Below are 12,351 nucleotides of genomic sequence, written 5' to 3'. Positions count from 1 at the left end.
AGACCATCGGCTAACACCGTCGTCACGGCTGCCTCCATCTCTGGCCTCCTCCGGTTTTGATAGTTGTTAACCTCTGTACAGGCCTGAACATCACTAAAGTGTCAGCACTGATCTTCCGTACAGTTCAACATGTTGCGTAGCCGTGAGTGAGCTAAATTTGAGCTCAGCTGTGGGATTTTCCAAGTGGTTTAACTTGGAAAATGGCGACTTTGAAACGTGGTCCGTCGGTTCAAAGCGAGGTCAGAGACCGCTCCTCAGGCTCTGACCGTCCTGCCCACCGCGTTCCAGCACAAATTTGGCGAACGGTAAGGCGGTCATTTTCCACAATATGATGTTCTCCCACAATCGAAGCGACCTTTTCAGGGGGTTGGTCGCGCATACCCTAAACCAGATAACAAACTGAATTGCCCTAACCCTTCCTCTCTAAGGGTAATCATTTTTATCCCCAGCAATCAGGCGGCATAATAACGGTATGCTGAGGTAGTGAATATCGGCGGTCATTATACTCGTAAATATTTGCTAAACCGGCTAGATTCGTTTTCAAGGGGGAGTTATTATGCAAAACGAAGAAAGAGTATTTGAAAATTTCCTACGGCAGTATCGTGAGATTTTTCGGGTGTTGATCAATGCCGCAGAGCAAATTACCGGACAGTACTCGGTCAGTTTTGAACAATATCTATTGTTGAAACAGATTCACGAGCAGCGCAACATTACACTCAGTGAATTGGCCGATTCTACCCGGACAACCCGCTCAGCGGCTGCCCGGAAACTACGGGCACTGTTGCTGGACGGATTCGTTGAACAAGAAGCCAAGATGGACGATCGACGGGTAAAGTATCTACGACTGACTGACAAGGGGACCACCGTAGAACACGACATCCACCAGGCTTTTCTGCAGAGTGCTGAGACCTGGAACCAGATTCCAACGAGTCTGACTTCAGCCAGCATCACCGACTTCTTCACCCAGTACCAACAAAACATTGCAGTTTGGGATCGGACTCGACCGAAGTTTCAGCGGCCCATCCTCAATGCCAAGCGCAACGCCGAATAGTTTGCCTAGCGCTTGACCAACCGCTAGCCACATCTGGCTGGCGGCTAAATTCCAGGGAAATAACGGGGGCTGGGCCGAAGGGTTCAACCCCCGTTATTCTGGTATTAGCACGGCATTATGAGAGAACTATGATAAAAAAATTCCCTTTTATCTGCAAAAGGGTTAACCTGTCACTAACGACTATTTTTCAAGGAGGATTTCCTATGCGTATTAATCATTTTGCTTCTGATGCCCCATCCGCTGCCGACTTTCCAGTTGACGAGTCCTTGCTGACCCAAGACTTCTACGAGGCCGTCAACGGCAAGTGGGCTGCACAGGCCACCATCCCCGGTGACCACGCGTCAACTGGGGGCTTCATGGACCTGGCCGACAACATTGAACACACGTTAATGCACGATTTCAGTGATCTCTTAGCGGGCAAATTGACCCCGGCTAATCCGGAAATGGCCGAGTTCAAAAAGCTCTATGGCATGACCAGTGACTTTGCGCAACGGGAACAAGCTGGCACTGCCCCACTCAAACCGTGGTTGGCTAAGATTGAGGCCCTCAAGGACTTAGATGATCTCAGTGATCACTTGGCCGACTGGCATCGCCTGGGCTTGCCGGTTCCCGTCGGTGTCGGTGTCGAACCCGACATGAAGGATACCAGTCGCTACGCCCTGTACGTGGACGCACCCGACCTCTTCTTGCCCGACAAGACCTACTACAGCAAGGACAATCCGGCTGCCAAACAACTCATGCCGATCTTTACCCAGACGGCCACAAAGTTATTGGAAATGTTGGGTTATGACAGCGATAAGGCCGCGACCATTGTGGAACAGGCCAAGGCCTTCGATGCGCAGATTGCCCCTCACGTAAAGTCCTCCGAGGAAGCTGCCGACTACGTGAAGATCTACAATCCACGGAAGTTAGCGGACGTGGACGCCAAGGTCAGCGCGCTTGATTTGACTGGCGCGATTACCGACCTGCTCCACGACACGCCGGAAACGGTCATCTTGCCACAACCGAAGTTCTTTGACGCCGTTGACGAGATCATCACACCCGCCAATTTCGAAGCCATCAAGAGCTGGATGCTGGTCAACACCGCCTTTGACGCAACGGGTCTCCTCACCGAGGAATACCGTCAAGTCGGGGGAACCTACAGTCGGGCCCTTTCCGGTAAGAAGGAAGCGCGTTCCCAAGAAAAGGCCGCTTACTACCTGGCCATGGGGACCTTCTCTCAGGTTGTCGGCGATTACTACGGTCACAAATACTTTGGGGAAACGGCCAAGAAGGACGTCCACGATATGGTCGTCAAGATGGCCAACGTTTACCAAAACCGGCTCAAGACGAACGACTGGCTCAGTCAGTCTACGCGTGAAAAAGCCGTCGTTAAGTTACAGAAATTAACCATCAAGGTCGGTTATCCCGACAAGATCGACCCGATCTACAGTAAGTTCCACGTGGACCCAAACCAGTCTCTCTTTGATAACCTGCAGGGCTTCAGCGAAATTGTGCTTGCCGATCACTTCGGCCACTGGGGCAAGCCCGTCGACCGTGACAAGTGGGAAATGAGCGCCAACACCGTCAATGCCTACTACTCACCAACCAACAACGAGATCGTCTTCCCTGCCGCCATCCTGCAAAAGCCATTCTACAGCCTGGAACAATCCAGCAGTGCCAACTACGGGGGAATTGGGGCCGTGATTGCCCACGAAATTTCCCACGCCTTTGACAACAACGGGGCCCAGTTCGATGAATTTGGGAACCTGAACAACTGGTGGACGGATGCCGACCTGGCACACTTCCAAGACCTGGCCAAGGCCATGGTGAACGAATTCGATGGGATTCCATTTGCCGGTCAGAAGGTCAATGGGAAGCTGACCGTTTCCGAAAACATCGCCGATGCCGGTGGCCTGAGCTGTGCGCTTGAGGCTGCCAAGTCTGAAGACGATGTCGACCTGCGTGCCTTCTTCATCAACTGGGGCAACGTCTGGCGGATGAAGGCCACCAAGGAATACATGCAACTCTTGCTATCGATTGACGTTCACGCGCCCGCCAAGCTCCGGGCCAACGTGCAACTCAAGAACCTGGCTGACTTCTACAGCACCTTCAACGTGCAACCTGAAGATGCGATGTACCTGGCACCGGCGGACCGGGTGAAGATCTGGTAATGCGTTAATCGTTAAAAATCAGCATACAATTGTTTAAGAAAGCGACTAAAGTTTCCCACAAGTTGAGAAATTTTAGTCGCTTTTATTGAACCAAACCATTACCGTGTATGTGCTCGCTTGTTAGGAATATAATTATTTACTCTGACGGCTTGAGGCTTTTTAGTTGCAGAAAACAAAGGAGAGAATTACAATAATGTCATACGATGGTAAACATTAGGGGGCCAGTGAGATGAGTAGCAACGTTACCAAAAATAAAACTGTGTCGACACGCGTTACATCTGAGATTAGCGCACGTGCCAAACTTAACCTAGCAAAACAAGGGCTGACTATTTCTGAATATATTCGATTATCTTTGGTAAAAGCCGCTAACAATGAAGTTCGTCTGGTCAGTTTTTTGGATTCTCCAGATGCAGCTGCGGCAAAAAAAGAAGCCGAAAATGGCCAGGTCAAGACTATTGGTTCATTAACTGACTTTGATGATTGGATCAACAAAATTGATGAAAATTAAACAAACGCCGTCATTTGAGCGTCAATTAAAGAAATTAGCAAAAAAACATTTCCCAATCTCTGTATTAAAACCGTGTTTAAAAGCGCTTGTTGAAAATGACACACCTATTTTAAAACGCCTTAAAGATCACGCATTATCAGGAAATTGGAAAGGCTACCGCGAATTTCATCCTGCACGCTACGGAAATTACAGTAAAAACTATGATAATTGGATTGTTATTTACCGTCTGGAACACGACACGCTAACCTTATTATTAGTGTCCACCGGTTCTCATGAAATCTTAGACCAATAGTAAAACTCGCAATGGCATGACAAAAGACAGGTCGTTGTTAATCTTCAAGAGAGATTAATGACGACCTGCCTTTTTGGGGAACACTCGATAGTTTAGCAACGACGACAAAACTAATATTCACATTCGCACATTGCTTTTCTTAAACTTGGCTTTTTCCTGGTCTTAGCTTTAACTATTTTCACAGCGGTTTCGACTATCTCACAATCCCCTGCGCATAAATCAACGACTGCCGATCCGGGAACGCATAGGCCACTGGCAGCGCCTGCCGGGAAATCTGCTGAAACCCATTCTTTTCGTAAAAATAATGCGATCGCGTTTCCGCAGCCGGCGTATCCAACACGATTTCCGTCAAAGCCGTTTCAGCCTTGGCATACGCCATAAACGTGGTAAATAAACGTTGTCCCAAGCGGTGCGGCTGACCACGATATGGCGGATAGGTAAAGAACTTTTTGAGCACTCCGACCTGCGAATCAACCCGCAATAGGCCGATACAGCCGACCACGTGGCCCTTATCCCACGCCAACCAGAAGTTGCCCCCCGTCTGTTGGTAGTGTCGCTGAATATCAAAAACATCCGCCTGTTCCGCCATCTTAATCCCCAAATGTGCCTCGGTATTCTGGCAAAACATGATGAGATCCACCAATTCAGCTACCGTTTGTGGGCTTTCCGTGTAAGGTTTAATTTCCAATGTTTGACAGCTCCCCTCTTATAGCCTAAGGTTAGCATGACCATTTGCATTTGAGAAATGAATAAAATAACTAACAACCATCAATTTTTGAAATGGAGGCGTTTTATGGATATCCGCCAACTCATGACCTTCCGGACCATCGCTGACACCGGAAGCTTTACGCAAGCCGCAACGTTACTGGGCTACACCCAATCAGCGGTCTCCAACCAGATGAAGCACCTCGAACAGGAACTAACCGCCCCACTCTTCATCTATGAACACCGTCAACTGACGCTGACCGCAACGGGCAAACGACTTCTCCCATTGACGGAGAACCTGCTCACCGACTATCAGGCCATCCAGCACTTAGCCAGCGATTCTCCCATAGCCGGAACCCTCCGAATCGCCGCGCCAGAATCCCTGACCATCTACAAATTACCCCCAATCTTGGCGGCATTTCGTCAAGCCTACCCGGCCGTTCAGCTACAGATCACCAACGCCACCTGCCGGGTCAACCGACAACAGCTGACGACCGGTGAGACTGACCTGGCGTTTATGCTGTGGCCGGCACTAACGTCCACAGCCCTGGTCGACCATGACTTGGGACCGATTCCGATGACCTGTGTCACCAGCCCCGAGACTACCGCCACCTTTGATACGCTCACCACGACCGACACCCTCCCCTGGATCATCAACGAACCCGACTGTAGCTACCGCAATCAGTTTGAACATTACCTTTGGCAAACCGCCCACCAGCGGCTCCAACCCATGGAACTGTGGAGCATCGAGGCCATCAAGCAGATGGTAATCAGTCACGTAGGCTTCTCCTATCTCCCGACGATGACCGTTCAGTCCGCGTTGCAGCAGGGGCAGCTGCGGGCGGTCACCACGCCCATTGCTAACGAGATCCACGCCCACCTCCTGACCCGGAAGAACACGACCAGCCAACCCCTGATCCAGGCCTTCGTTAACTTGGTTCAAGCACGGTGGCAGAACCACGTCTCGGTAGCGCAATGACATAACAAAACGGCGCCTTCAGAATTTCAAAATTCCGAAGGCGTCGTTTTTTAAGTGCTGTTCATTTTCTTAGCAAATCTTATTTAAGTGGTGGCAATGTGCTCTCACGTTCCACAAGCCGCGTCCCAATTGTCACCCGCTGTGGCGTACTGCGACCCGACTGCAAGCGATCAGCAACCAGATCGGCTGCCTCCGCACCCAGCATCTCCGTATCCACGTGGACGCTACTCAGTTCGGGGAACACGTACTTGGCAATCGTGGTGTCATTGAAGCTAAATAGGCTGACCCGTTGTGGGACCGCGATTTCATTCTCGCGCAAGGCCTTCAGTGCCCCAGCGGCCATCGGGTCGTTGGTCACGAAGAAAGCGTGGGGCAAATTCTTCCCCAACCGCGTCACCGCGGCCTGCATCTGTTCATACCCGGACTCCGCGGTGTAATCACCCGTAAAGACCAGTTTCGGATCAAAGGCATCACGCGCCTGCATCTCCTGGCAATAAGCCGTGTAACGCGGATCAATCACCGCGAGTTGATCATCCGTCGTCGATTCACTCCCACAGATCAGACCAATCTCACGCTGCTCGTGTTGCCAGAAGAAGTCGACGACCTGCTGTACGGCCACATCAAAATCCGTCACAACACTATCGTAGCCGTGGGCCAGCTGATCCTGATCCACAAAGACGAGATTGCCCGTCAGGTGTGACAACGTGGTCACCTGGGCGTCGCTGAACTTACCAATGGCAATCACGGCATCTACATCGGGATCAATCGCCTGCAGGTTATTTTGAAACGTCCGCGTGGCCAGCATATTCAGCTGCTCACAACGCTTCTCCAACCCCAGTCGAATCGCCATGTAATACAGGTCATCTAATTCCTTAGACTTCGAGTACCACTGAACGATGGCAACCCGTAATTGCTTCACCGGTGCATTCGCGCGGCGCTTAGACTTGGTGTAATTCAAGTTCTCAGCGACCTCGAATATTTGTTTTCTAGTGGATTCGCTCACCGACAACGTCCGATCATAGTTTAACACCCGTGACACGGTGGCTAGTGAGACCCCCACTGCATTCGCAATATCTTTTAAGGTGGCTGCGATCACCATCATCTCCTGACAATGTTAGAGTTGCGCGATGAACCGATCCAAAGCCGCCTGACCCTGGGCATCCCGCTTAAAGACGCCGGCATCAGCCAGCACCCGAGCAAAGGTATCCCCAATCGCCTGGTGGACGATGGCCGTCACATTGGCGGCGGTCACGGTCTGCTGTTGTTTCAGCTGATCGGCCCATGCCCGATGCATAGGTGCAATCTGGTTCGGCTGATCTAACAGGTACTTGCTGACTTCAGCCATCTCTGACTTCAGCCGGGCCGGCAAGATCGCACGCCCCATGACCTCAATCAAGCCGATGTTTTCTCGCTTGATGTGTTGCACGTCCTGGTGCGGATGGAAAATGCCATCTGGATACTGTGCCGACGTCTGATTATCCCGCAAGACTAAGTCTAACACATAATCTGCTCCATCACGGTAAGCAATTGGCGTAATCGTGTGATGCCGCGTTTCGCCCGTGTAGGCCCGGACGTCAACACTTTCGTCGGAATAAGCAATCCAACTCTTCAAAATCTTGGTGGCTGCCGTAATCAAGGGTTCCGGCTGCGTGCCGCGCAGGCGAATATCCGTCATCGGCCACTGCACGATTCCCGCGGAAACACCGGCAATCCCCAAGTCAATCTGACGGTCCAGGGGTGCCTTCATCATAGGGAAGGTGTGTTTGCCCCCCTGATAATGATCGTGCGTCAACATGGAACCGCCCACGATAGGCAGATCGGCATTACTGCCCACAAAGTACGTTGGCAACTGCCGAACAATCTCCAACAGGTTGGTAAACGTGTGCTGGTTGATCACCATTGGCCGGTGAATCTTTGCCAGGAAGATCGCGTGTTCCGCAAAGTAAGCGTAAGGCGAGTACTGGAAGCCCCAGGTTTCGCCGCCCAGCATCATCCGAATAATGCGGTGATTGCTGCGAGCGGGATAGCCCAAACGGCCCAGATACCCTTCGTTGGTCATGCAGAGCTGGTCTAGTGGATAACTCACCTGTTTTTGCGTTTGCGCTGCCGCAATCGCCTTCGGGTCCTTTTCTGGCTTAGACAGGTTGATGGTAATCTCTAACTCACCAGCGGCCGTCTTGGCAGGAAAGACCACGTTACGGGCAATGTTACGCGTTTTAATATAATTGTTAGCCTTACTGAGCTGATAGAACCAGTCCGTTGCCGCACTCGGGCTCTTCTGATAACGATCCCAGAATCCCCGGTTAACGGCTGATGGCAGTGGTGTCATGAAATCCATGAGTTGTGATTCCAAGATTTCCCGAGGACTAGGCGAATCCGCAATCTTTTGGTTCGCAACGGCCGTCTCGACCATTGCAGCAACCAAGTCAATCGGATCGCTACTCGTGGCCGCCTGGGCCGTGCCATCGCCAATCAAGGCAAAGATCCGGTTGGTCACGTACTGCCGATCCAATTCGGTATATGGTGCTGGTGAGCTGACAACAGCGTCAATAAACGTTTGAATTGTGTCTTGTGCCATTACTTCGCCTCATTCTGATCATCGTAGCCAGCCGGATGCTTTTGCTTCCAGTTCCAAGCCGTGCGAATGATATCCTCAACGTTGTCAAATTGTGGTTGCCAATTCAAGACTTTACGTGCCTTATCACTGGCCGCAATCAACGTGCTAGGATCACCGGCCCGCCGTGGTGCCATCTTGGCAGGAATTTCCTTGCCGGTAACCTTGCGAGCGGCTTCCAACATTTCCTTGTTGGAGAAGCCAGTCGAAGAACCGAGGTTAAAGGCATCGCTATCGTGGCCCGCCTTCAAATATTCCAGAGCCAGGATGTGGGCATCAACCAAGTCCACAACCTGGACGTAGTCTCGCACGTTAGTCCCATCCTTGGTTGGGTAGTCCCCACCAAAGATTGACAGCTCCTTGCGTTCGCCCGCAGCGACCTGCAAAATGATCGGAATCAAGTGGGTTTCGGGATGGTGGTCTTCACCAATGCTCCCGTCTTCCTTAGCACCGGCCACGTTGAAGTACCGCAGCGCGATGAATTTGATGCCATAGGCTTCGTCGGCCCACCGCATGATCTTTTCCATCATGAGCTTGCTTTCACCATACGGATTGGTTGGAATTTGCGGGTCCGTTTCCTTGATGGGAATCTGCTTAGGTTCACCATAAGTGGCCGCCGTCGAGGAGAAGATAATCCGCTTGACGTTGTGTTGGTTCATCACTTCTAGCAGTGAGACCATCCCCGTCGTATTGTTGTCAAAGTACTTCAATGGCTTTTCCATGGATTCGGGAACAATGGAGAATGCGGCGAAATGCATCACACCTTCAATATCTTCCTGATCAAAGACACGGTTCAGGAACGCTTGGTCACGCACGTCTCCTTCATAGAAACGCGCCTTGGGGTTAACGGCTGCCCGGTGCCCCGTCACCAAATTATCAACAACGGCGACATCGTAACCCTTTTCTACCAAACGATCGACGGCGTGAGAACCGATGTAACCGGCACCACCTAAGACTAAAACTGTCATGCGCAATTCCTCCTCAATTATGTCGCTTCAGGGTCAACGTCTCAGCCATTTACCGTGACTAACTGGCACACACTCTCCGTTGTCTGCTCTAGTCTCCGAATGACGTTCGACGTTGATCAGAAGTTCTTGTCATCTATCTATTTTAAACAAATTTACTTTGCAATTCAGCCGTTTCACACCGGTAATACCACCGGAACCGAACTCACGGCTATCCGACTAAATTTTACCAAAACGACCGACTAGCTGCCAAATTACTTGTGCAATTCCTTAGGGCCATCGGCAATTTCGGCAACGTAGAACTCCGCCTTGTGACCAATCGTGTCTTCGTAGACCTTGCCCACCTTGGCTTCAAAATCCTTGACGTTGGCCTTCTTAACGATGGCAATCGCACAGCCACCGAAACCGGCCCCCGTCATCCGAGCACCCAAGACGCCAGGCTGTTGCCAAGCCGTTTCAACCAACGTATCCAGTTCCTTCCCCGTTACGGCAAAGTCATAGTTCAGGGAAATGTGGGAGGCGTTGATTAAGTGGCCAAAGGTTGTCAAATCGTTGTCTTGCAAAGCCTTAAAGGCCTTCAAGGTCCGTTGATTTTCGAAGACGGCGTGACGGGCACGCTTGATCAAGGTCTCGTCATTGATCAAGTAAGCATTTTGATCAAATTGGTCTTCGTCCAGGTCACCCAACGTCTTGATATCTAGCTTTGTTTGCAAGCGACGAAGGGCTTCTTCGCATTGGGCCCGACGTTCGTTGTACTTGGAATCGGTCAACTCACGGCGCTTCTTGGTGTTCATAATGACCACCACGTTATCGCCCAAATCTAGTGGGGCATATTCATAGGCCATGGTGTTGGTATCCAATAGAATGGCCTGGTCTTTCTTCCCCATGCCAATGGCGAATTGGTCCATGATCCCGGTGTTTAGCCCGAAGTAGTCATTTTCAACCTGTTGGCCGACCTTAACCATTTCGACTTCATCCAGTTTCATGCCATAAGCGGCGTGGAGGATTTCTCCCATCAGCATTTCCATAGAAGCCGATGAAGATAACCCCGAAGCATCTGGCAAGTTCCCGTGAACGAAGAGATCAAAACCATGGTCAATGGTTAAGTTCTGCTTTGCCAGCTCGAACAACATCCCTTTGAGATAGTTGGCCCAGTTGTCAGCCTTGTTGAAGGCCAAGTCGTCCAGTGAGAACGTCAGCATCCCGGCATCGGGAACGTTGGCTGAATAAACCCGAAACTGCCGATCATCGCGACTTGAGTATGCGGCGTAACTCCCCATACTGATGGCCGCTGGGAAGACGTGCCCACCATTGAAGTCCGTGTATTCACCGATCAGATTGATCCGGCCGGGAGAGAAGAAAACCCGTTGCGGTGCGACGTCAAATTTTTCTTGATATTCCGTTGCTAAGCTGGCAAAATCCATGGTCATTAACCCCTTAATAAATTTTAGTAAAGTTTTACTACGATTATCATAGTCGCTTTTGACAACATTGTCAATTAACTTTTAAAGCGCTTTCTTTTTTCTGATATTCACCACGCCTGGCTTGGCACTGGCCCATCAAGCACGGAGCCCGTACGCCTTGCCAACGTGGTTCTACAGAAAAACCTCAGACACTTGTTCTGAGGTTCTCTGTAATCCTAACTAGTTGTCCAATTCGGCTTTCGTATCAGCCGCTTTTTCAGCATTTTCAGTCTTAATTCTCTTTTCCAACTTCTTCACGATTTCCGCATGCTTCTTTTCGGATAAGGTGACCTTGAACTGGTAGATCAAGGCTGATACCACCAGTAAGATCATGGCATGTAGAAAATGAAGGAATGGAAGATGAACATCCCGTGAGCCGTAATATCACTCGGCTTAGCGTTACCGGTCATCCCAGCTTGGACGGCGGCGATAACCACAATCCCCGTTGAGAAGGCCCCGGCTAATTTATCAATCAAGGGCCGAACGGACAAGGTCACAGATTCATTCCGCGTCCCATTCTTCCACTGCCCATATTCCACACTGTCGGTAATGGTCATCAAGGCCGCCAGGAAGATCATCGGGTATGGGAAGAAGAAGATCGCATCCGCAATGTACATCATGATGGCACTGTCACCCGCGAAGTTGAACAGCAGGTAACCGACTAACATCATGCAGATACCGCCGACGTAAACCCCACGTCGCGTGATCTTGGAAACAATGATTGGGAACAGTGGCACGGAGATAATTCCCAGGATGGCTGTCACACCCCCGATAACACTATAAGCATTCGAATTACCAATGACGTAACGGAAGTAGTAGATCAACAGTGAGTTCGTGACGACGTAGCTCAAGGCAAACAACAGGTAGGAGAGGCCTAACCACATCAACTGGTCGTTTTCACCAATCACCTTGAAGACATCGCGGAAACGCGTCCGTTCCGTATTTTGACGAATCAAGCTCTTGGTTTCCTTCGTTCCAAAGAAGGTGGCCAAGGCCCCTAACAGTGACACCAGGCCAATGACAATGGCAAAGCCCAACCAGCCGGCACGGGTCTGCGTATCACCGTGCGTGCCCGAGAACTTCTGAGAAAAGTAGATGACCAGTGGCATAATCACGATGATGACCCCTTGGGAGCCCAAGGTCGATCCAAAACGACCAACCGTCCCGAACCGGTTACGAACCTTGGTGTCCACACTCAAGGCTGGCAACATGGACCAGAACGAAATGTCTTTGAATGAGTAGAAAATATCCATAATGACGAAGACGATCCCGAAGACCAGGAAGTAGATCGAGGTATTGGAGTCGGCTAGGCCAAACAGACTAGAGAACATGAGAATCAGTCCGATAGAACTGACGATGGCCCCGGCCAGCAACCAAGGTTTGAACTTCCCCATCTTGGTATCGGTGTTATCAACCATCCCACCAATCATGGGGTCGAAAGCAATTTCAATTAACCGAATCACCACAACCATCGTGGTGACGATGCCGGCCTCAGCAGCGGCACCCTTCCCCACGAACAAGGCACTGGTTACGAAGATAGCAAAATAAGTATTAAGTGTTGCGTAGAAGGCATCGTGTCCAAACGCCCCTAGTGCATATGAGAGATATTGCTTAATCAAGG

The 12,351-nt window shown here is 50.7% G+C and carries 10 protein-coding genes and 1 pseudogene; 5 read left to right on the top strand and 6 right to left on the bottom strand.

All coding sequences use genetic code 11. The features are described 5' to 3' along the window. Positions 1-556: 556 nt before the first annotated feature. The 4 genes from FD28_RS11425 to FD28_RS13095 all read left to right on the top strand — a co-directional run bounded on the left by FD28_RS11425 (position 557) and on the right by FD28_RS13095 (position 4,004). Positions 557-1,051: a MarR family transcriptional regulator gene (locus FD28_RS11425; protein WP_057735172.1), complete on the top strand. Its 495-nt coding sequence runs from the start codon at positions 557-559 to the stop codon at positions 1,049-1,051. Between the two features lie 203 nt (positions 1,052-1,254). Beyond that, on the top strand, positions 1,255-3,204 hold the full coding sequence (locus FD28_RS11420; protein ID WP_057735171.1) for a M13 family metallopeptidase: 1,950 nt from the start codon (positions 1,255-1,257) through the stop codon (positions 3,202-3,204). Between the two features lie 229 nt (positions 3,205-3,433). Then, positions 3,434-3,712 (top strand): type II toxin-antitoxin system RelB/DinJ family antitoxin, encoded by a 279-nt coding sequence (locus FD28_RS11415; protein ID WP_057735170.1) that lies wholly within the window; start codon positions 3,434-3,436, stop codon positions 3,710-3,712. Continuing rightward, positions 3,702-4,004, top strand: coding sequence for a type II toxin-antitoxin system YafQ family toxin (locus FD28_RS13095; protein WP_083478184.1), 303 nt, complete (start codon positions 3,702-3,704; stop codon positions 4,002-4,004). Before FD28_RS11415 ends, FD28_RS13095 begins: the two co-directional genes overlap by 11 nt. Before the next feature lie 193 nt (positions 4,005-4,197). Here the strand turns inward: FD28_RS13095 and FD28_RS11410 are convergent, their stop codons facing one another. Beyond that, on the bottom strand, positions 4,198-4,692 hold the full coding sequence (locus FD28_RS11410) for a GNAT family N-acetyltransferase (RefSeq protein WP_057735169.1): 495 nt from the start codon (positions 4,690-4,692) through the stop codon (positions 4,198-4,200). 105 nt (positions 4,693-4,797) lie between these two features. Between FD28_RS11410 and FD28_RS11405 the strand changes: the two genes are divergently transcribed. Continuing rightward, positions 4,798-5,688, top strand: a complete 891-nt coding sequence (locus tag FD28_RS11405) for a LysR family transcriptional regulator (RefSeq protein ID WP_057735168.1) — start codon at positions 4,798-4,800, stop codon at positions 5,686-5,688. 79 nt (positions 5,689-5,767) lie between these two features. Here the strand turns inward: FD28_RS11405 and FD28_RS11400 are convergent, their stop codons facing one another. The 5 genes and pseudogenes from FD28_RS11400 to FD28_RS11380 form a co-directional block, all read right to left on the bottom strand. Further along, positions 5,768-6,787: a LacI family DNA-binding transcriptional regulator gene (locus tag FD28_RS11400; protein ID WP_157059899.1), complete on the bottom strand. Its 1,020-nt coding sequence runs from the start codon at positions 6,785-6,787 to the stop codon at positions 5,768-5,770. Between the two features lie 15 nt (positions 6,788-6,802). Next, positions 6,803-8,266: a UDP-glucose--hexose-1-phosphate uridylyltransferase gene (locus tag FD28_RS11395; RefSeq protein WP_057735167.1), complete on the bottom strand. Its 1,464-nt coding sequence runs from the start codon at positions 8,264-8,266 to the stop codon at positions 6,803-6,805. After that, positions 8,266-9,270: a UDP-glucose 4-epimerase GalE gene (gene galE / locus FD28_RS11390; protein ID WP_057735166.1), complete on the bottom strand. Its 1,005-nt coding sequence runs from the start codon at positions 9,268-9,270 to the stop codon at positions 8,266-8,268. The genes FD28_RS11395 and galE overlap by 1 nt, the downstream gene beginning before the upstream one ends. Positions 9,271-9,521: 251 nt before the next feature. After that, positions 9,522-10,691 (bottom strand): galactokinase, encoded by a 1,170-nt coding sequence (locus tag FD28_RS11385; protein WP_057735165.1) that lies wholly within the window; start codon positions 10,689-10,691, stop codon positions 9,522-9,524. Positions 10,692-10,910: 219 nt separating this feature from the next. After that, positions 10,911-12,349 (bottom strand): annotated as a pseudogene (locus tag FD28_RS11380) (glycoside-pentoside-hexuronide (GPH):cation symporter). Between the last annotated feature and the right edge of the window lie 2 nt (positions 12,350-12,351).

This window comes from Levilactobacillus hammesii DSM 16381 (assembly GCF_001434395.1).
In the GTDB taxonomy this organism is placed as follows: domain Bacteria; phylum Bacillota; class Bacilli; order Lactobacillales; family Lactobacillaceae; genus Levilactobacillus; species Levilactobacillus hammesii.
This window is presented reverse-complemented; position numbering and strand designations above follow the sequence as displayed.

Bases quoted from the DNA above. Each gene is read 5' to 3' on its own strand.
- FD28_RS11420 (WP_057735171.1), top strand. From the start codon at position 1,255: ATGCGTATTAATCATTTTGCTTCTGATGCCCCATCCGCTGCCGACTTT.
- FD28_RS11405 (WP_057735168.1), top strand. From the start codon at position 4,798: ATGGATATCCGCCAACTCATGACCTTCCGGACCATCGCTGACACCGGA.
- FD28_RS11415 (WP_057735170.1), top strand. From the start codon at position 3,434: ATGAGTAGCAACGTTACCAAAAATAAAACTGTGTCGACACGCGTTACA.
- FD28_RS11425 (WP_057735172.1), top strand. From the start codon at position 557: ATGCAAAACGAAGAAAGAGTATTTGAAAATTTCCTACGGCAGTATCGT.
- FD28_RS11395 (WP_057735167.1), bottom strand. From the start codon at position 8,266: ATGGCACAAGACACAATTCAAACGTTTATTGACGCTGTTGTCAGCTCA.
- galE (WP_057735166.1), bottom strand. From the start codon at position 9,270: ATGACAGTTTTAGTCTTAGGTGGTGCCGGTTACATCGGTTCTCACGCC.
- FD28_RS13095 (WP_083478184.1), top strand. From the start codon at position 3,702: ATGAAAATTAAACAAACGCCGTCATTTGAGCGTCAATTAAAGAAATTA.
- FD28_RS11400 (WP_157059899.1), bottom strand. From the start codon at position 6,787: ATGGTGATCGCAGCCACCTTAAAAGATATTGCGAATGCAGTGGGGGTC.
- FD28_RS11385 (WP_057735165.1), bottom strand. From the start codon at position 10,691: ATGGATTTTGCCAGCTTAGCAACGGAATATCAAGAAAAATTTGACGTC.